The organism is Nocardiopsis sp. LDBS0036 (assembly GCF_041228755.1).
GTDB classification, from domain to species: Bacteria; Actinomycetota; Actinomycetes; order Streptosporangiales; family Streptosporangiaceae; genus Nocardiopsis; species Nocardiopsis dassonvillei.
In genome coordinates this window covers 3,154,119-3,173,201 of record NZ_CP141103.1, presented here as the reverse complement: position 1 = coordinate 3,173,201, position 19,083 = coordinate 3,154,119, and the positions used below count along the sequence as shown (strand labels likewise).

At 74.6% G+C, this 19,083-nt stretch carries 19 protein-coding genes and 1 pseudogene; 5 read left to right on the top strand and 15 right to left on the bottom strand.

What is annotated here, in order from left to right; genetic code table 11:
• Window positions 1-2: 2 nt before the first annotated feature.
• The 11 genes and pseudogenes from UIS43_RS13290 to UIS43_RS13240 form a co-directional block, all read right to left on the bottom strand.
• Entirely contained in the window at window positions 3-203 is a 201-nt protein-coding gene (locus tag UIS43_RS13290; protein WP_071622726.1) for an Arc family DNA-binding protein, read from the bottom strand.
• Between the two features lie 65 nt (window positions 204-268).
• Entirely contained in the window at window positions 269-601 is a 333-nt protein-coding gene (locus tag UIS43_RS13285) for a PRC-barrel domain-containing protein (RefSeq protein WP_019611356.1), read from the bottom strand.
• A complete protein-coding gene (locus tag UIS43_RS13280) occupies window positions 598-987 on the bottom strand; it encodes a hypothetical protein (protein ID WP_071622725.1) in 390 nt (129 codons plus the stop codon). The genes UIS43_RS13285 and UIS43_RS13280 overlap by 4 nt, the downstream gene beginning before the upstream one ends.
• A gap of 1 nt (window position 988) precedes the next feature.
• Window positions 989-2,218: an NRAMP family divalent metal transporter gene (locus UIS43_RS13275; protein WP_117197822.1), complete on the bottom strand. Its 1,230-nt coding sequence runs from the start codon at window positions 2,216-2,218 to the stop codon at window positions 989-991.
• Window positions 2,215-2,715, bottom strand: coding sequence for a hypothetical protein (locus UIS43_RS13270; RefSeq protein ID WP_370013197.1), 501 nt, complete (start codon window positions 2,713-2,715; stop codon window positions 2,215-2,217). Before UIS43_RS13270 ends, UIS43_RS13275 begins: the two co-directional genes overlap by 4 nt.
• A gap of 119 nt (window positions 2,716-2,834) precedes the next feature.
• Window positions 2,835-3,800, bottom strand: coding sequence for a hypothetical protein (locus UIS43_RS13265; protein ID WP_370013196.1), 966 nt, complete (start codon window positions 3,798-3,800; stop codon window positions 2,835-2,837).
• A 266-nt stretch (window positions 3,801-4,066) separates the two neighbouring features.
• Window positions 4,067-4,706 (bottom strand): annotated as a pseudogene (locus tag UIS43_RS13260) (GNAT family N-acetyltransferase).
• A gap of 161 nt (window positions 4,707-4,867) precedes the next feature.
• On the bottom strand, window positions 4,868-5,503 hold the full coding sequence (locus UIS43_RS13255; RefSeq protein WP_370013195.1) for a GNAT family N-acetyltransferase: 636 nt from the start codon (window positions 5,501-5,503) through the stop codon (window positions 4,868-4,870).
• A gap of 51 nt (window positions 5,504-5,554) precedes the next feature.
• Entirely contained in the window at window positions 5,555-6,307 is a 753-nt protein-coding gene (locus tag UIS43_RS13250) for a TrmH family RNA methyltransferase (protein WP_013154918.1), read from the bottom strand.
• A gap of 36 nt (window positions 6,308-6,343) precedes the next feature.
• Window positions 6,344-6,733: a hypothetical protein gene (locus UIS43_RS13245; protein ID WP_013154917.1), complete on the bottom strand. Its 390-nt coding sequence runs from the start codon at window positions 6,731-6,733 to the stop codon at window positions 6,344-6,346.
• A gap of 50 nt (window positions 6,734-6,783) precedes the next feature.
• Window positions 6,784-7,167: a DUF3054 domain-containing protein gene (locus UIS43_RS13240; RefSeq protein WP_117197826.1), complete on the bottom strand. Its 384-nt coding sequence runs from the start codon at window positions 7,165-7,167 to the stop codon at window positions 6,784-6,786.
• Between the two features lie 370 nt (window positions 7,168-7,537).
• Here UIS43_RS13240 and UIS43_RS13235 point away from each other — a divergent pair, with 370 nt between their 5' ends.
• Together UIS43_RS13235 and UIS43_RS13230 are read left to right on the top strand one after the other, a co-directional pair.
• Window positions 7,538-9,502, top strand: coding sequence for a serine/threonine-protein kinase (locus tag UIS43_RS13235; RefSeq protein WP_370013194.1), 1,965 nt, complete (start codon window positions 7,538-7,540; stop codon window positions 9,500-9,502).
• 46 nt (window positions 9,503-9,548) lie between these two features.
• Window positions 9,549-11,462: a serine/threonine-protein kinase gene (locus tag UIS43_RS13230; protein ID WP_370013193.1), complete on the top strand. Its 1,914-nt coding sequence runs from the start codon at window positions 9,549-9,551 to the stop codon at window positions 11,460-11,462.
• Between the two features lie 117 nt (window positions 11,463-11,579).
• Here the strand turns inward: UIS43_RS13230 and UIS43_RS13225 are convergent, their stop codons facing one another.
• On the bottom strand, window positions 11,580-13,778 hold the full coding sequence (locus tag UIS43_RS13225) for a prolyl oligopeptidase family serine peptidase (protein WP_370013192.1): 2,199 nt from the start codon (window positions 13,776-13,778) through the stop codon (window positions 11,580-11,582).
• 115 nt (window positions 13,779-13,893) lie between these two features.
• Between UIS43_RS13225 and mshB the strand changes: the two genes are divergently transcribed.
• Both mshB and UIS43_RS13215 read left to right on the top strand, forming a co-directional pair.
• Window positions 13,894-14,760, top strand: a complete 867-nt coding sequence (gene mshB, locus UIS43_RS13220; RefSeq protein WP_370013191.1) for an N-acetyl-1-D-myo-inositol-2-amino-2-deoxy-alpha-D-glucopyranoside deacetylase — start codon at window positions 13,894-13,896, stop codon at window positions 14,758-14,760.
• 37 nt (window positions 14,761-14,797) lie between these two features.
• Entirely contained in the window at window positions 14,798-15,346 is a 549-nt protein-coding gene (locus UIS43_RS13215; protein WP_358169050.1) for a hypothetical protein, read from the top strand.
• A gap of 69 nt (window positions 15,347-15,415) precedes the next feature.
• Here the strand turns inward: UIS43_RS13215 and UIS43_RS13210 are convergent, their stop codons facing one another.
• The 3 genes from UIS43_RS13210 to UIS43_RS13200 all read right to left on the bottom strand — a co-directional run bounded on the left by UIS43_RS13210 (window position 15,416) and on the right by UIS43_RS13200 (window position 18,496).
• Window positions 15,416-16,492: a site-2 protease family protein gene (locus UIS43_RS13210; protein ID WP_071622716.1), complete on the bottom strand. Its 1,077-nt coding sequence runs from the start codon at window positions 16,490-16,492 to the stop codon at window positions 15,416-15,418.
• A gap of 149 nt (window positions 16,493-16,641) precedes the next feature.
• Complete coding sequence (locus UIS43_RS13205; protein WP_013154909.1) at window positions 16,642-18,003, bottom strand: hypothetical protein; 1,362 nt, start codon at window positions 18,001-18,003, stop codon at window positions 16,642-16,644.
• A gap of 235 nt (window positions 18,004-18,238) precedes the next feature.
• Window positions 18,239-18,496 carry a hypothetical protein gene (locus UIS43_RS13200; protein WP_081461760.1) on the bottom strand — a complete coding sequence of 86 codons (258 nt, stop codon included), beginning with the start codon at window positions 18,494-18,496 and terminating at the stop codon, window positions 18,239-18,241.
• 183 nt (window positions 18,497-18,679) lie between these two features.
• Between UIS43_RS13200 and fdxA the strand changes: the two genes are divergently transcribed.
• Entirely contained in the window at window positions 18,680-19,000 is a 321-nt protein-coding gene (fdxA, locus tag UIS43_RS13195; RefSeq protein ID WP_013154907.1) for a ferredoxin, read from the top strand.
• Window positions 19,001-19,083: the final 83 nt, after the last annotated feature.

The window sequence follows — 19,083 nt, the reverse complement described above, 5'->3', positions numbered from 1 at the left end:
CGTCATTCGGCCAGCCCCGCCAGCAGTTCCGCGTCCTCCTCGGCGATCTCCAGCGCGTACCGGCGCACCTTCTCGGTCCGACGGTTCGCGAGGAACTCCCTGAGCGCGATGACGACCTCGGTGTTGACGCTGTTGCCGTCCTCCTCGGCGGCCTGCCTGACCTCCGCGTGTACGTCCTCGGGCAGGCGCAGACGCATGTTCATGCCGAGATGGTAACCGGAAGCGGTATCGCTCTTTGACAGGCAATGGAAAGCCCCTCCGTAGCGGCTCAGCCCTCGTGCTCGCGCCAGTGCCGGGGCAGGTCCCCGTACCCGACGCCGATCTCCACGGACTCCCCGTCCAGGCTCCGCACGTCCTCCCAGGCCACGTACCGCTCGTGGCGGCGCATCCAGCCCAGCACCCGGTGCCAGGGGGAGGGCGGCTCCAGCGAGCCCCCGTAGCCGAGGCGGCCCGCGAACGCGCCCCGGCCCAGCACCAGGCCCAGGACGGTGTAGACCTCCCCGTCGCGGCGCACGACCACGTCCTGGACCTCGCTGACCGTCCGGCCGGAGCCGTCCGTGACCCGGCGGCCGAGCAGCTCGCTGAACAGGAACCCGCTCACCGCCCCGCCCCCGGGATCCGGCCGATGACGTTGCGGCTCAGCCACCTCTCCGCCGCGCGGCTCCCCTCGGGCGCGGGAGTGGACAGGCGGGTCGTGGGGGAGAATTCCTCGACGTCGCCCACCGGAATCCGCACGGGCTCGTGCTCGGAGGGCCGCAGCCTCCTCAGCACCGTGCGCCACAGCCTCCCCAGGCGCCCCGAGAGCCTGGGGCCCAGGGCGGCGGAGTCGGTGAGCAGCGCCGCCATGGTCGGAGAGGCCCCCTCCTCCCAGGAGAACTCGACGTCGTCCGCCTTGCCCACCGGCTGTCCGTCGCGGTCGACGATCTGTCGGTCCAGCACGGTGAAGCCGATCCGGAACACGGACTCGCGCTCCCGGTCCTTCGGCATCTCACTGCCCCGCTTTCGTGTAGAGCATGAGGGGGACGGCGACGACCGACACCGCGAGCAGCAGGACCAGGTAGACCGAGCCCACGATGTTGGTGAACCGCGAGTTCACCCGGTCGCCCAGGTAGCGGCGGTCGTTGGCGACCACGAAGATCGGCAGGTAGGTCAGCGGCAGCGCCACCGCCGACAGCACGATGCTGTACTCGACCACCTTGACCGGGTCGATCCCGGTGAGGACGAAGAGGGTGCCCGCCACCAGGCCCAGCAGGATGACGGAGTGGAAGAGGGCCGCCCGCACGGGCGGCCGGGTCTTGCCCCAGGGCCAGCCGAAGTACTGGGCCACGCTGTAGCCCGATGCCAGGGCCGACTCCAGCGCGGCGCCGAAGGTGGCCGCGAAGAAGCCCACGACGACCACGACCAGCCCGAGCTTGCCCAGTGCCGCCACCACGGGGAGCGCGACCTGGCCCAGGTCCTCCACGTGGACGTCGGCGGGCATGAGCCAGGCCGCGGCGCAGCCCATGATGGCCAGGGCGAGCAGGCCGCCCACCGGGAAGCCGAGGAAGATGTTGACCCTGGCCGTGGCCAGGTCGCGGGGGGTCCACCGCTCCTCCACCCCGCTGGAGGAGAAGAACAGGACCGAGTAGGGGGTCATCGTCGCGCCGAACAGCGCGATCGCGTAGTAGGCCCACACCGACCACTCCTCGTCCGGGGGAGGGGAGGGGCTCGCGGCGCTGGCCGCGAGACCTCCCCAGTCGGGCTCCAGCCGCCACAGGGCGAAGGCGAACACGACCAGGGCCAGGCCGAGCAGCCCGTAGGTCTTCTCCATCCACCCGAACGGCATCCGCCACACGACCACCCAGACCAGGAACCCGGCCACCGGGACCCACAGCAGGTAGTGGACGCTGCTGGCCAGTTCGAGGGCGAGCGCGATACCGCCGATCTGCGCCGACATGGTCAGCAGGGTGATGACGTAGGACGCCAGCAGGTTGGCCAGGCCCGCGCGGGCGCCGAGCCGCTCGCGGACCAGGTCGAAGACGGCCCGGCCGCTGACGGCCGTGACGCGCGCCGCCATCTCGGTGAAGAGCATGATCCCGACGACGCCGAGGGGGATCACCCAGGCCAGGGACATCCCGAAGCGGGAGCCGACCACGGAGGCGGAGACCAGGTCGCCGATGTCCAGGAACCCGCCGACGGCGGTGAGCATGCCCAGGGTGAAGGACAGGAGGATCCTCACCGCAGCTCCTCCTGGAGCTTCGCCAGCGCGTCGGCGGTCCCGCGGAGCTCCTCGGCGGCCCCGGCCACCCCGTCGCGGTCCTCCCGCCCCAGCGCGATGCGCAGGGCGGACAGGCCGTGGACGGCGGCGTCGGACAGGTCCGTCACCTCGTCCCGCAGGCCGTCACAGCCCGGAGAGGGCGGCTGGAGGGCGCCGAAGGTGTCGGTGAGGGACCGGGCCGAGTCCTCCGCGTCCTTGGCGCTGACCTCCAGGTAGGGCCGGAACGCCCGGTCGTCCTCGGCCAGTTCCGCGACCAGCGTCCCCGTGCGGACGGCCGACAGCAGGTCCCCGGTGGTCTGCCGGGCGTCGTCGAGGTAGGCGTCACCGGTCAGCGCCGGGGCGGTACAGGCCGCTGACGCCAGCGCGAGGGCCGCCGCCAGGGCGGTGGGAGCGCACCGCGCGAGGAGGCCCCCGGACCTGCGGGGACGCCCCGGACGTGGCCATTCGCTACCCGTCATGGCTCAGGACCCTAACCGCGCGGGGTCCGGCGACCGGGCCCATCCGCGGCGTGTCACCCGGACGTTCGCGGTGTGTCGTCCGGCGGCCGTGCCGAGCCTCGGGGCGGCAGCCGACTCCCTCAGGTCCGGTAGCGCCGCGCGACCGTCTGGAAGGCCTCCTTGGGCTCCCAGGACGACGGGTCGTCCACGGCCGTGCGCACCACGCCGAACCCGGCCGCGTCCAGGTCGTACACGGGGTCCTCGCTGTGCGGGAAGCCCGGCATGGCGAACGTGAACACGAACGCGCCGTGGACCCCCCGCTCCCGGTACAGCCCCAGCAGCGCGTCCAGGTACCCGGCCTGCACGGCCTCGTTGCGCGCGGTGCCCCGGCGCAGGCGCGGCGGGTCGGCGAACCAGTTCACCGCGAGGAAGGACGCGGCCCCCCGCAGGTCGGCCCCGTCGTGGGTGCCGCAGCCGAACTCGGTGATCACCAGGGGCTTGCCGCAGCCGTCCCGGAGGGCGTCCAGGCGCCGTTCGTAGGCGTCGGCGTCGGTCCCGGACCGGTACAGGTTCACCCCGGCCAGGTCGAAGCCCGACCAGTCCACCTCCTCCCAGGCCCCGGCCCCGTAGGTCACCGGCCCCCCGAAGTGCTCGCGGGCCACGTCCAGGGCCGCGGCGAGCAGCGAGGCGAGCCTGCGCCGCATCCTCCGTTCGAAGGGGCGGCGCAGCCACGGGCGGGTCACGAACTGGAGGCGGCCGAGTTCGCTCCGGCCGGGGAGCGGGCCGGGGGAGGTCAGCGAGAACTCGGTGCCGACCATGAGGGTCACGCGGCCGGGGTGCTCCAGGCGCAGTTCCTCGGCCATGCGGGCGGTGGCGGCCAGGTGCTCCAGCCGCTCCGCGAGCGGCGGGTTCTCCGGCTGCGGGCGCACCCACACGTCCAGGCCCGCCTCCAGGGCGGCGCGCGCGGCTGCCCTCTGCCGTCCGGTGTCGGCGCCGATCAGCATCACCGAGGTGCAGTGCAGGTCCTCGCGGATGACGCGCATGTCGCGCGCCGCCGCGTCCTCGGAGACGTTGTCGGTGTGGTGGGAGATTCCTCGGATGTCCACGCGCCCATCCTGTCAGGGGGCGCGGGGGATCAGAAGGCCCCGATCCGTCCGGGTTCCGTCCCGGGCCTGTCCCCGGCAGGCCTCCGCGTGCGCCGGGACCCCGGAGGCACCGGGCCCCGGAGGCGCAAGGCTCCGGAGACGGCGGGGGCGGCGGACCGCCGGGTTCTGGGAGGCGTCGGAACGCCCGAGGCTCCGGGGGCGGCGGACCGCCGGGCTCCGGGAGGCGTCGGAACGCCCGGGGCGGCGGACCGCCGGACGAGCGGACCTCAGAAGGCGGCGGGGCGCAGCATGCAGTAGGTCGAGGGGGCCGCCGGGGGGGTGGACCGCCCGCACCACCCGGAAGTCGTAGCCCTCGTAGTAGCCGATGTCCGCCGGGTCCGCCGTCTCCAGGTAGACCGGCACGCCGTCCGCGTCGGCCCGGGCCAGGCCCTCGCGCAGCAGCCGCGCCCCCGTGTCGGTCCCGTCCGTCGCCGGGTCGGCGCCCAGCACGCACAGGTACCAGTGCGGACCCTCCGGCACGGACGCCCTGACCTCGCCGTTGTACCAGGTCAGCTCCGGCAGCCGGGACAGCCCCACCAGGCTGAACCAGTGCGGCAGCGACCGCAGCGGGACCGCGGCTCCCTCCCGACCCGCGCCGGGCGGGGTCCACAGGGCCGCGCCCCGTACCACCGGGACGCGCGCGGGGCCCTCCGGGGACTCCGCCACGGTGGCGTGGCCGCCGGGGACGTGCCCGAACCCGGCCAGCAGCGCGCACGCGCGGAAGTTCTGCGCCATGCGCAGGTCGTCGTCCGGGAAGAGCCACCGGAAGAGCGGGTCGTGGTAGAGGGCGCGGCCCAGAACCCGGGCCACGGCGGGCACGTCGTTCATGGTCGCGGTGCGGACCGGCTGTACCGCTGTGGGGGTCACGGGCGCTGCCTCTTCCCTGGGGCCGGGGTCCCCCTGTGCCTGGGGCTCCGATCACCGCTCATGGTAGGGCGCGCGACCGTCGCGGGTGGGGCGTTTTCCCGGGAAAGGACGGCTCTCCGGGAAGGGACGGCTCCCGGAGGGGGCAGCGGGTCCGCGGGGCCTCAGGAGGGTTCGCGCAGCAGGAAGTAGTTGGTTCCCGCCTCGGGGCTCTGCGCCTCCCGGACCAGCCGGAACCCGAACCGCTCGTAGAAGCCGACGGTCTTGGGGTTGAGCGTCTGGGTGAACACCGGCAGGCCCTGGGATTCGGCGCGGTCCAGACCCGAGGTGAGCAGCCCCCCGCCGACGCCGGTGCCGACGGCGGCCGGGTCCACGCCCAGCGCCGCCAGGTACAGGTGGGGCTCCTGGGGCGCGGCCAGCTTCCACTCGGCGAACACGCGCACGAACGCGGCCAGCCGGGTGCGGCCGATCAGGGGACCCCAGTGCGGCCAGGTGCGCAGCGACACCAGCTGGCCCTCGGGGTTGGCGGTGGGCGGAGCCCACAGCGCCGCGCCGCGCACCACCGGCGCGTCCTCGCTGCCGTCCCTGGTCTCGGCGACCCGTGTGTCACCCGAGGGGACGTAGCCGAAGCCCGCGGTCAGGGCGAAGAAGCGGCGGGTCCGGGCCATCCGCATCTCGTCGTCGGGGAACAGCCACCGGAAGAGCGGGTCCTCCTGCGCTGACCTGGCCAGAACGCGCGCGACACCGGCGACGTCGTCCATCGTGGCGGTACGGGAGGCTGCTGTGACGGTTGGACTCATCCCGAAATCTCTCTGATAGGGGCCTTTCGACCATGGTAGATCACGGAACCATCACGACAGTGCCGTGGTGGGGGTCGGGGAGTCCGCGGAGAAGGCGGCCGGGACCGGCTGGTCGAACACGTGGGCCCGCACCCAGGCGTGCATGGCGATCGCGGCCGCGGCCCCGGCGTTGATCGACCGGGTCGAACCGAACTGGGAGATCGACAGCACCGCCCGGCAGACCCGCCGCACCTCCTCGGAGAGCCCCGGCCCCTCCTGCCCGAACACCAGCACGGCGTTCCTGGGCAGCGGGTAGGTCTCCAGCGGCACCGAACCCGGCAGGTTGTCCACGCCGAGCAGCGCCAGGCCGCGCTCCTCGGCCCACGCCACCAGCGCCTCGGTGTCGGGGTGGTGGTGGACGTGCTGGTAGCGGTCGGTCACCATCGCGCCGCGCTTGTTCCAGCGGCGGCGGCCCACGATGTGCACGGCCGCGCACCCGAACGCGTTGGCGGTGCGCACGACCGAGCCGATGTTGAAGTCGTGTGTCCAGTTCTCGACGGCGACGTGGAAGGGGTGGCGCACGGTGTCGAGGTCGGCGACGATCGCCTCGCGTCGCCAGTACCGGTAGCGGTCCACGACGTTGCGGCGGTCGCCGCCCGCGAGCAGTTCGGGGTCGTAGTGGTCGCCCTCGGGCCAGGGGCCCTCCCACGGGCCCACGCCCACCTCGCGCGCCTCGTCCTCGCCGGCTCCGTCCGCGGGCTCGCGGGAGGCGGGACCGCGGACGGAGCCGGAGGGAGGGAACTGGGGTGCGGGGTGCTCGTTCATCCGTTCCAGCTTACGAACGCTCCGCGGTGGGACCTCCTACAGGTGGATGTCCCCGTGGAAGTCGCGGCCCTGGAACACGCGCGCCCTGCCGCTGACGTCCCCCTGGATGCTGTTGTGCACGGCTCCGTCGCCCTCCTGGACGAACTCGCGGCGCAGTTCCCCCATCAGCGCGCGCACGGCGGGGTCCTCGCCCTCCGCCCGCTCCAGGTGCGCGGCGACGGCGGCAAGCGCCTCGGGGTCCTCCGGCTCCAGGAGTGCGTCGTCCAGGACCTGCTGGGATTCGGGGTCGGAGCGAAAGCGCGCGAAGACCGCCTTGCGCAGGGACTTGAAAGCGGCGACGGTGCCTTCGGTCGCCGCCTCGGTGATCTTGCCGACCGCGCCGGTGACGACGGCGGCGGCGATGGCGAGGGTGACGGGATCGGCCACGGGGGGCTCCTTCGTGAGGGAGGTTGCGTTCCGCGACCCAGTCTTCCCCCTCAGGCGCGGCGCTGTCTCCTCCTCGCGACGAGAAGCGCCACCCCGCGCCAGCCGAGCATGGTCGCGGCGAGGAACAGGGAGGTGACGATGACGAAGCTGGTCGGGGCGCCCTCCCCGAGGAACACGCGCACCGCCATCCCGCCGACCACGGTCACGGCCCACACGAACAGGCCCGTCGGCCAGATCCGGACAGGGGCGGTCCAGGCGCGGGTGACCGCCCAGCCCAGGGCGGTCGCGGCGGCGAAGGGCCATGCGGTCCAGGCGATCTCGGCCAGGGCCGTGCCGGTCCCGTGGTCGGTCCTGCCGATCACGACGAAGGCCAGCACGCAGACCAGGTCGGCCAGCAGCGCGGCGAGGGCGCGCGGAGCGGTGGAGGAACGCATACGGCCAGGCTATGCCCGGGCCGCGGGAACGGCCGGGCGGGGCGGGCGCAGCGTCGCGACGTGTCGGTGGAGCACGTCCGGTGCGTCGCGTCGGTGGAGCGCGGGCTCCGGTCGCGGGCCGGTTCGGTGGTGGGTGCGGGGTCGGGGGAACGGTGGTGCGGGCGGTGCGCCGCGTCGGCGGAGCGCGGATTCCGGTCGCGGCCGGTCCGGCGGCGGTCGGGGAACCGGGGGATCGGGTGGAGCGGACGAGAACCATGACCGTCGCGGCCGTGTCCTAGGTTGGTGATCGCCTACCGCTCCGGTCTCCGGCGCCGTTCGTGCCCCCGCGGCCCCACCCGAACCCCCGACAACAGAAGGTCGTCCACGCCACATGAGCGCTGCCCCCTCGCCCATGCACCCCGGTTCCGCGCCGCCTCCCCTGCCGCCCGGTGTGCTACCGCTCGCCTCCGACGAGCCCCGGCGCGTCGGCCCCTTCCGGGTGGTGGGCCGGATCGGTTCGGGAGGCATGGGCGTGGTCTACGCGGCGCTGGACGACGCCGACCGGCGGGTGGCGGTCAAGTGCGTGCACCGGGTCTACGCGGGCGACGGTGAGTTCCGGGAGCGCTTCGCCCGGGAGGTCGCCCTGGTGCGTCGGGTGCGCGCGGCCTGCGTGCCCGGTTTCCTGGGCGCCGACACCCGTGCCGAGGTCCCCTGGCTGGCCACCGAGTACGTCCCCGGACCGACCCTGGACGCCCGTGTACGGGCCCGCGGACCGCTCACCGGAGCGGCCCTCACCGCGTTCGCGCTGGGCGTGGCCGAGGCCCTGACCGCGATCCACGGCGCGGGCGTGGTGCACCGCGACCTCAAGCCCGGCAACGTGATCCTGTCCCCGGGCGGCCCGAGGGTGCTGGACTTCGGTATCGCGCGGACGGTCGACGGCACCGCGCTCACCCGGACCGGCGGGCTGGTCGGCACACCGGGTTGGACCTCCCCGGAGCAGTACGCGGGCGGTGGGGCCACCGACCGCTCCGACATGTTCGCCTGGGGCGGGTTGACGGCCTTCGCCGCCACCGGGCGCAACCCGTTCGGCGCGGGCGGCACCGACACCCTGGTGCCGCGCGTGCTGTCGGAGCCGCCTGATCTGGAGGGCCTTCCCGGGGCCCTGCGCGCGCTGGTGGAGCGGGCCCTGGACAAGGACCCCGCGCGGCGGCCGGACGCCGCCGCCGCGCTGCGGGAGACGGCCGCGCTGCTGCGCGCCGCCCCGGGCGGGGCGGGGGCCTCCGGTGCGGTGGGTGCCTTCGGGCCGGGCGCTCCTGCGGCCGACGTTCCCGGGGCCGACGTTCCTCCGGCGGGCGCGCCCACGGCCGGTGCCGCTCAGGCGGGCGCGCCCACGGCCGGTGCCGCTCAGGCGGGCGCCTTCGCGGCGGGCGCTTCCGGGGGCGCTGCCACCGGCCCCGGTACGGACCCCGGCGCGGACCTTCCCCGGCTCGTGGCCCGGGCCTGGACCGGCGCCGTCGCCCCCGACGACGGCCGGACCGACCTCTGGCGCTTCCACGCCCCGCCCCGGCGCTCCTGGGCGCGCCGCAACCAGCGGCCCCTGGCGCTCGGCGCGGCCGGACTCGCGCTCGCCGTGCTGGCCGGAACGGGGCTGACCGCCCTCTCCGGGGGCGGGGACGAGGGGCCCGCGGCGACCGGCGGCGGCACCTCCGCCTCGGACACCGCCGACGGCGACGGCGCGGGACAGGGCGGCGCGGGGGAGGACGTGCCCGCCGAGTACCGGGACCTGTACGCCACCGGGACCGCGGCCGTGGAGTCCGTCCCCGGCGACAGCGCCCAACTGGTCCGCACGCTCGAACCCGCGGAGGGGGAGGGCGAGGCACTGGACCAGCTGCGGCTGACCCTCACCCGCGGCGAGCGCTTCACCAACTCGATCACCGTCACGGCCACCGCCGAGTACCTCCCCGACTTCGGCGGCCTGAGCATCCACAACGACGACTTCGCCTGGGTGAGCCAGATCACCCCCGAGCAGGACCACCTCGACTTCTCCCGGCCCGGCAGCAGGGGCGTGCTCGCCGAACTCGACCCGGACAACCCCGTGGCCGAGTTCACCGTGACGATCGTCGGCGCCGTCACCTTCGGCGTCTTCTACTACCTGCCCGCCGAGGCCCTGGACGAGGAGCAGCGGATCGCCCCCGGCTACCCCGGCGGCTTCTGCCACGTGGCACCGAACCCGGGCGACGAGCAGTCCCACCCCGGCTTCACCGACTCGCCGGGGCTCGCCCCGCACGACGCCGCCCTGGTGGACGGCGTCCCCGTCAACAGCTGCGCGTACCAGGAGTCCGACCCGTTCTCCTGAGCCGCGCCCACCGCCTTCGACCCCCAACCCCCAGGAAGGGCCCACGTTGACCACAGCGACCACTCCCGCCTTCGACCGGAAACGGCTCCCCCCCGGCGTGGAACCGCCCACCGGGTCCGACCCCGAGCGCATCGGCGGCTACAGCGTGGTCGGCCGCGTCGGGGCGGGCGGTATGGGGGCCGTCTACGCGGGCCTGGACGCGGGCGGCGGCTGCGCCGCGGTCAAGGTCGTCCACGCCCACTTCGCCGCCGACCCCGACTTCAGGGCCCGGTTCGCCCGCGAGGTGGAGATGGTCAGGCGGGTGCGCGCCGCCTGCGCGCCCGCGTTCCTGGACGCCGACACGCGGGCCGACACGCCGTGGCTGGCCACCGAGTACGTGCCCGGACTGACCCTGCGCCAGCACGTGCGGCGGCACGGACCGCTCTCCGGGGGCGTCCTGCTGGCCCTGGCCGTCGGCCTCGCCGAGGCGCTCACCGCGATCCACGCGGCGGACGTGGTGCACCGCGACCTCAAGCCCGGCAACGTCATCCTGGCCCCGAGCGGCCCGAAGGTGCTCGACTTCGGGATCGCCCGCGCGGTGGAGGGCACCGCGCTCACCCGCACCGGCGGCCTGTTCGGCACCCCGGGGTGGGTGGCGCCGGAGCAGTACGAGGGGCGGGCCGCCAGCGACCGCTCCGACATGTTCGCCTGGGCGGGCCTGATCGCCTTCGCCGCCACCGGCCGCGACCCCTTCGGCCGGGAGTCCGCCGAGGTGGTCTCCCACCGGGTCCGCAACGGCGAGCCGGATCTGGACGGGGTGCCGCCCGAACTCCTGGACCCGGTGCGGCGGGCGTTCGACAAGGACCCCGGGCGCAGGCCCACGGCGGCCGAGGTGGTCACCGAGCTCACCTCCGGCTGGAACGCCACCCGGGTCCAGCCGCTCCAGGGCGACCCGGTCACCGAGGTCGTCCCCGGCCTGCTCGCCACCGAGTGGCGGGGCGTGGAGGCTCCCACGCCCCGCCGGGTGCGCCGGTCCGGCCGGGTCCGCCGGTCCGGCCGGACGCCGCTGCTCGCGGCCACCGCGGCCGTCCTGGCCGCCGCGCTGGTCGCGACCTGGCTGGTCGTGCGCCCCGAGGACGGCCAGGAGACCGCGGGCGGGGGAGCCGCCGACGGGGGAACCGAGACCGGAGACGACACGGGCACCGGCGGGGGCGCGGCGGACACCGGGGAACCCGCCGTGCTGGCCGACCCCGAGAACGTGGAGGCGGTGGTGGGCGAGGCCGTCGAGCTGGCCCTGGGCGCGTCGAGCTTCACGGCCTACTCCGCGACGAGGCAGGCCGAGATGGGCACGGGGGGCACGACCAGCTACTCCTACACCGAGGACCCCGAACCCAGGTACTTCCAGAGCCTCTACGCGGGACCGGCCACCTACGTCACCCTGGAGATCGGCGAGGGGCCCGACGACGTCCTGGCCCGCACGGACTCCAACCTGGTCGGGGTGGTCGAGGGCGCGTACTACCGCCCCGCGCCGGAGGAACTGGAGGAGGGGCCCCGGGCGGGTTGGACGACCACCGTGGAGTCCCTCCGGGCCGTCCTCGGCGAGGGGAGCCGGGTCAGCTACCAGGGGGAGTCGGCGCCCCCCGTCACCGACTACCCCCAGGACATGACCGAGGGCATGGACCTGGCCGGGCGCACGGGGCACCACTACACCGGAACCTACGTCGGGGAGGCGGCCCTGGCCCCGGGCCAGCAGGAGGCGGAGCTCACCTTCGACCTGTGGATCGGCGAGGACGGCTACCCGCAGCACTTCCAGACCTACGAGTCCGCGGAGGAGGAGGGCATCAACGGCGCCTTCATGACCGGGTACTCCACGACCGTCGGCTTCCTCCAGTTCAACGGACCCGTGGAGGTCGAGGTCCCCGAGGAGTCGGAGATCGCCGCCAGCCGCGAGGAGGCGGCCCCGCAGACCGGGACCGGCTGAGCGCCGCCCCGCACGCGGGCGCCCGTGAGGACCCCGGGAGGGGTTCCGGGGGCGGCAGCACCGCCGAACCCGCCCCGGTGCCGTGCCCTCGCGCGCGGCACCGGGGCGGGACGGGCGCTACCCCTCGCCGCGCAGGTTCTCCTTGAGGAACTCCACCTGGAGCAGCATCAGGTTCTCCGCGACCGTCGGGTCCGAGGGCGAGTGCGTCACCCCCGACAGCGGCAGCACCGTGTGCGGGCGCCCCGCCGCCATCAGCGCCGACGACATCCGCTGCGTGTGCGCGAAGGCCACGTTGTCGTCCGCCAGTCCGTGGATCATCATCAGCGGGCGCTCCAGCTTGGCCGCCTCCGCCAGGAGCGAGCTGCGCCCGTAGGCCTCCGGCTCGTCCCCGGGGGTGCCCAGGTAGCGCTCGGTGTAGTGGGTGTCGTACAGCTCCCAGTCGATGACCGGCGCGCCCGCCACCGCCGCGTGGAACACGTCCGGGCGGCGCAGCACCGCCAGCGCCGCCAGGTAGCCGCCGAACGACCAGCCGTGGATGCCCACCCGCGACACGTCCAGGAAGTCGAACCGCTCCGCCGCGTCCTCCAGCGCCGCCACCTGGTCCTCCAGGACCGGCGCGGCCAGGTCGAGGTGGACGCTCTGCTCCCACTCCACCCCGAGGCCCGGGGTGCCCCGGCCGTCCGCGATCAGCACCGCGAACCCCTGTTCGGCGTACCACTGGGCGGTCAGGTACGCCCCGCGCGCGTTGAGCACCCGCTGGGCGTGCGGGCCGCCGTAGGGCGCCATCAGCACCGGCAGCGGACGCAGCCCCTCCCGGTACCAGGACGGCAGCACCAGGGCGCTCGGGATACGGCGCTCACCGGCGCGCCAGAACTCCACGCGCGGCTCCGGCAGGTCCGGGGCCTCGGCCAGGCTCTCGATCTCCGAGCAGGACCGGCGCGTCTCGGTACCGGCGCCGCGCAGCACCACCGTGTGCGCGCCCGGGAAGTCCATCGACCGGTGCTGCACCACCAGCGTGTCACCGCGCAGCCGCCCCGAGCGCAGACCGCTGTGCGCGCCCGAGTCCGCGGACCTGCTGCACCCGTGCCCGGGCACCTCCACCGGCGCGGCCAGGCCCGTGCCCAGCTCGACCAGCCACAGCGACACGTCCCCGGGGCTCCCGGCGGGCGACCCCGAGTACAGGAGCCGGTCGCCGTCCACGTCCACCACGCCGCGCACGTACACGTCCGGGGGGCTGACCGGGGCGTCGCCGACGTAGACCCGGCGCTCGCCCCCGGCCTCGCGGCCGATCCACACCAGGTCGCCCGCACCGGTGAAGGCGGGCACGCCCGGCATCAGCTCGACCCACACGCCGTCGGACTCGGTGCGCGACTCCACCACCAGGCCGGTCGCGGGATCGGCGCTGAACAGGGTCAGCGTGCGCTGGTCGCGGCTCTGCGCGGTGAACACCACGGTCGGTGTGCCGTCCGGCCCGGTCGTCCACCCGACCGTGGCCAGATAGGGCAGGGCCTCGCGGTCCCACTCGACCCAGACCGGTTCGGGCCGCCCGTCCCCGCGCGGGCCGACCCGGAACACGGCCAGGCGCACGTCGGCGTTGGCGCCGCCCGCGGGCGGGTAGCGCAGGGCCGTCGGCTCCTGGGCGGGGTTGCCGGGGTCGGAGACGTACCAGGTGTTCACCCCGGACTCGTCCACGCGCGCGACGGCGAGCGCGGAGCCGTCCGGAGCCCACCAGAAGCCCCGGTAGCGCCCCATCTCCTCGGCGGCCACCAGCTCGGCCAGGCCCCACGTGACGTCGGGGCCGTCCGGTTCGACCACCGGGCGGTCGCCGTGGTCCGGTTCGGCGGCGGTGATGTCCAGGACGCGCACCGCGCCGCCGCTGACGTAGGCGACCCGGTCACCCGCCGGGCTGATGCGCGGGTCCACGACGGGGGTGGCGGCGGGCAGTTCGCGCGGAGCGGTGTCGTCGCCGACCAGGTCGACGTAGAACAGCCGTCCGGACAGGGTGAACACCGCGCGGGTGAACGCCTCGTCCACCGAGTACGACACGATCCCGCCGCCGCTCTCGCGCAGCCGCTCGCGGCGGGCCCGTTCCTCGGGCGGAAGGTTCTCGTCGTCGGCGCCCAGGGAGCGGGGGTCGGCGACCACCGTGTCCGTTCCCGCCCCTTCCGTGTCGTGCACCCACAGGCAGGTGGCCTTGTCCACCCCGTCGCGCCCCCGGAGGAAGGCGACGCGCCGTCCGTCCGGTGAGATCTGGAACGCGCGGGGGACACCGATCGAGAAGCGCTGCGTGCGGGCCTGTTGGCGAGGAAAGCTCATAGGCCGATTGTGTCCCATGCCGCACCCGCACGGGGAGCCGGACGGCGGCCCGACGCCCCCGTGAGGCGTGCGACGCGGGAGGTGGCGGGCGGATGCGACCGGTATCGTTCGCTACGTGACTGACAGGCGACTGATGATGGTGCACGCGCACCCCGACGACGAGAGCATCGTCACCGGAGCCACCCTGGCCAAGTACGCGGCCGAGGGAGCCGGTGTGACCCTGGTGACCTGCACGCTGGGGGAGGAGGGCGAGGTCATCCCCGACGACCTCGCGCACCTGACCTCCGACCGCGAGGGCACCCTCGGCGAGCACCGGATCGGCGAGCTGGACAAGGCCTGTCTGGCGCTCGGCGTGCGCGACCACCGTTTCCTGGGCGGCCCCGGCCGCTACCGGGACTCGGGGATGATGGGCGCGCCGACCAACGAGCACCCCCGGGCGTTCTGGGGCGCGGACGTGGAGGAGGCCGCCACGCTCCTGGCGCAGGTCATCCGCGAGGTCCGCCCGCACGTGCTGGTCAGCTACGACGAGCACGGCGGCTACGGGCACCCCGACCACATCCAGGCGCACAGGGTCGCGCGTCGGGCCTTCCTCCGGGCGGGGGAGCGGGCCATGCCCGGCACGCCCTGGCAGGTACGCAAGCTCTACGCGATCGCCCAGCCGGTCTCGCGCATCGAGGAGTCCATCGCGCGGCTGCGTGAGGAGTCCGGCTCCTTCACCCCGCCCGCCCGGGTGTCCGACATCGCCCGGGGCACCCCCGAGACGGCGGTGACCACCCGCGTGGACGCCACCGACCACTGGGCGGCCAAGGCGCTCGCGATGCGCGCCCACGCCACGCAGATCACGGTGGAGGGCGAGCGCTTCGCCCTGTCCAACGGCATCGCCCAGGAGATCGACGCCGTGGAGTACTTCACCCTGCTGGTGGGGCCGACGCCGCGCATCCAGCACGGGGAGTACGAGACCGACCTGTTCGCGGGGCTGTGACCGCGACCGGTGGGAGCGAGCGTCTACCCTCGTCGCTGTGACCACCACACCTGAGACCGCAGTGCCCGCCGAGGGCGAGTCCTCCGCCGGGTTCCTGTCGCCGGTGCTGACCGGGACGACCCTCGTGGTCCTGCTGCTGCTCGGCGCCGCGGCGAGCATGCTCGGCACCACCGGCGCGGGCTGGCTGACCCGCTACTGGGACGGGGGAGCGACGGTCCAGGCCGTGAGCGCGGTCGGACTGCTGGCCTTCCTGGTGCTGCTGTACGCCGCGTGCCGCCTGTGCGCGTGGGGCAGCCGCCGCACCTCGGGGGCGGCGGCCTTCGCGCTCGGCTACCTGGCCGCGCTGATCGGGATGATCGGCTACATGCCCGGCGGCGACATCGTGCTCACGAACCACATCATGCACAACGCGTACCTCTTCGGGGTGATGCTCGCGCTGGTGTTCGCCGTGATCCGCAGCTGGTCGTTCTCCCCGCCGCCCGGTTCTCCGGGGACCGGGGCGCCCGGAGCCGACGCGCCGTCCGCCGCCGGGGGCTACCGGCGGGCGCGGCCCTCCGCGAAGGCGCGTCCCTGGCGCGAGGGCTAGGGGCGCGGCCGCCAAAGGCGGGGGCCCGTGAGGCGCACGCCTCACGGGCCCCCGCGGCTCCGGTCCCGGTCAGGCCCAGAACTGGAGGAGCAGCTCGCCGTAGAAGGCGATGCCGCGGAACACCGGGTTGGGCAGCACCAGGTCGAACAGGCCGTACACCGCGTTCACCAGCAGGTCGTTCAGGCCCGGGAACCACAGGACCGCGAACACGGCCACCGAGCCGAACAGCGCGTTGGCGCGGGCCGCGGTGACCCACTTCCCGCGCGTCCAGGCGGCCAGCACCTCGAAGCCGTCCAGGCCGGGGACGGGCAGCAGGTTGATCAGGGCGGCCGTCAGGTTCGCGAAGCACAGGAAGGCCATCGCCGAGATCGCCCAGTTGGTGGTGTCGTTGCCCGGGGGGACCAGAACGGACACGGTGACCGCGAACGCGGCGGCCACCAGGAGGCTGGCCAGCGGTCCTGCGAGTGCCACCAGGACGCGGCGGCCCCGGGACGGGATGCGGTCCCAGTCCACGTAGGTGGGCGGACCGGTCATGCCGAAGGCGCCCAGGCCCAGGTAGGCCGAGGGCAGGACCAGCCCGGCGAAGGCATGCCGGTAGGCGAACGGGTTGAGCCGCAGGTAGGCGCTGCCGCGCAGGGAGCGGTCACCGGCCAGGTAGGCGGCGAGCGCGTGCGCGAACTCGTGCACGGCCAGGGAGACGATCCAGCAGAGCAGGATGAACAGCGGCGGGACCAGCGGGGTGACGCTGGTGCCCTCGGCGGCCCACTCCAGCTCCGCGGCGGTCCACGACAGCCAGCCCGCGAACCCCGCCAGGCCCAGCAGCAGCACGAACACCGGGCTGGGCAGGAAGTCCGCCCAGCTCCCGGAGCGCGCGGCGTCGGGGCCGCCCCGGGAGGCGTCCGGGTCGGCGTCCCCGGAGGCGTCCGGGCGCGCGGACGCGGGTCCCGCGTCCTTCGTCCCCGCGGCGTCCAGCGGCCGGGCGCCGGTCCCGGAGTCCCCGGCCCCGCCGGGGCCCCCGGTGTCCTCCCCCAGGTCCGGCCGGTTGAGGGCGTCCTCGGGCATCTGCTCCCACGGGTCGGCGACTGCCCCGCCGGCCTCGGGCACGTCGGTCGTCTCCGCCTTGCGCGGCGGCTCGGGCGCGGGCATGGTGCTCCTGCTGGTCTCGGATGGTTCGCGCTCCAGGTTAGGCCCTGGTCCGCACCCCTTCGCAGCGGGTGGCCGATGAGGGACGCGCCGGGAGACGGCCCACCGGCCAGAGCACGCCACGGCCCGCCTGTCAGACCACAGCCCGCCTGTCAGACCACGGCCCGGGGCGCCACCGCCGACTGGTGCAGGCAGGCGATCGCGAACGCCCGCCCCGGCGCGGTCAGCTCCCGGCGTCCGGCTCCGTCGTCGTCGGTGAGCAGGCCCAGGGTCTCCAGCAGCCAGCTCACCGCCATCACCAGCGCGCGCACCTGGTCCGAGGCGGCCTCCGCGGTGCGCCGGTGCGACGCGGCGTGCCTGCCCGAGGGAGCCGGGGGCTCCGCCGGGACCCACCCCGACTCGGTCAGCGCCCTCTCGGCCGCCTCCACGTCCGACTCGCCGCGACGCGCGTGCGAACCGCTGCCCTGCGGGGTGCGCGCCAGCAGCATGCCCAGCAGCGTCTCCGCCGCGGCCTGGTCCAGGCCCCCGGTGCGGCACAGGGTCTCGGTGGCCGCCTGCCACAGCGCCTCGGGGTCCTCCCGCAGCTGGCGCCCGCGCCGCGTCAGGACCAGGCGGCGGCCCGACCGGCGCACCGCGCGCATGCCCCGCAGCGCCTGGTGCAGGGCGATGAGCTGGGTGGCGTCGGTCTCGCTGCGCGGCGGCTCGGGGGTGGTCCGCCACCCGAAGTCCTCGCACATCTGGCGCACCACGCCCGGCGAGATGTAGCCGATCTGGGTGAGCGCGATCCCCTCCGCGGCCAGGTCCAGCAGCCGCTGGAGCGGCGCCATCGCGGCCTCGGCCCCGCGCGGCACGTCGGCGCCCGCGATGATCTGGCCCACCAGCGGCCACAGGCGCTGGCGGTGCGGGTGCGCGGACGAGCTCAACCAGGCCCGCACCCGCTCCTCGCGGATCCGGTCCAGGTGGCTCAGCCCCCGGTTGTCCGGCTGGGTGAGGAACGACCGGGCGAACCGCTCCTGGGCGGGCCGCCATCCGCGCTTGCCGGGGCGCACGTCGCCCAGGGTGATCGCCAGCTCCAGCGCCGACGCGGTCTCGTCGCGGGCCAGGATCTCGGCGTCGCCGACCGCCGTCCCCCAGGTCAGCTCGGGCAGGTCCGGCGGCTCCACGCCCGACTCCCACATGAGCCGCTCGTACATCGCCAGGCCCGCGGCGTGGTCGCCTTCGTAGACGGTGAGCAGGGCCGCGGTCTCCGGCGCCGAGCAGATCTGCGCGTACCGGTGCAGCTGGAGGAGGGCGAAGAGGTTGCCCAGGGCGCGGACCGCGAACAGCCGGTCCTCGGCGCGGTCGTGGAAGCGGACCGGTAGCTCGAACCAGCAGAACCGCTGGACGGCGTGCTGGTTGAGCCTCTCGATCTCCTGCTCCGGAGCCAGCGTGTCCAGGGCCGACCGGGCCATGTCGGCCGCCCGCTCGTCCCGGCGTGCCAGCTCGGCGAGGGCGGACGCTACTGCTTCGCGCATGACGGGCGCTCACCACCTCCCCGCGTACCGGCGCCCGTTCCGCGTGGATGTGCCGCCGGGGGGCGCGATGCTTCGTTGTCGGTTCCCCGGCGGACTGGCTGGACCCGCTGCGGAACTGTGCGTTTTCTACCCCGCAGGGCCCGAAGAATGCCACTGTCCAGGCGCGACCTGCACGCCTCGCGACGCCCGCCGGGCGGACGCCGCCTCACTCCGTGGAACCCGGAACGCACGGGGTTCAGGGCGTTCGCGGCGGGTTTCCGCCGCGGCGGCGAGGGGGTACGGGGGGAACGACCCGGCTCGCGGCGATCGTCGGCTCGGCGACCTCCACCGCGGAGCCGTCACGGCGGCGCACGGTGAGGACACCGTCGTCCCAGGACTCCACGACACCGACGATATCGGTGAAGCCGCCCTCGGGGAGGCGTATTCGTACGGAGACGCGCCGACCGATGTCGGCGGGAGAGATCCTGTGGACCAGACGTCCTCCCATGTGCAAGGAAATGCCCCCCGATTGTGCGCTGGGTGTTCTCCGCCGTCATACTAGGAGTACGACATCTGTGCCAATTGCTTGCAGAGCCCGGGAACAGGGGCGAGGGCGCCCGCACGCCGGTCCCGGCCCGGAGTCTGCGAAGATCCCCGCCTCCCCCGTGGGACGCGGGGGTGAGACAAGGAGTACGACGTGACCTACGTCATCGCGCAGCCCTGTGTTGATGTACTGGACAAGGCGTGCATTGACGAGTGCCCCGTGGACTGCATCTACGAGGGCGACCGCATGCTCTATATCCACCCGGACGAGTGCGTTGACTGCGGTGCGTGTGAGCCTGTCTGCCCGGTGGAGGCCATCTACTACGAGGACGACCTCCCCGAGCAGTGGTCCGACTTCTACAAGGCCAACGTCGACTTCTTCGACGACCTGGGCTCCCCGGGCGGCGCCTCCAAGGTCGGCAAGATCGACCGCGACCACCCGCTCGTGGCCAAGCTGCCGCCGCAGGCCGAGTAGCCCGGCGGCGCGCCGGGCGGGTTCCGGCGCTCCCGAGCCGGGGAGGACGCCCGCGGCACCCCTATGGCGCAGAGGGTGCGCGG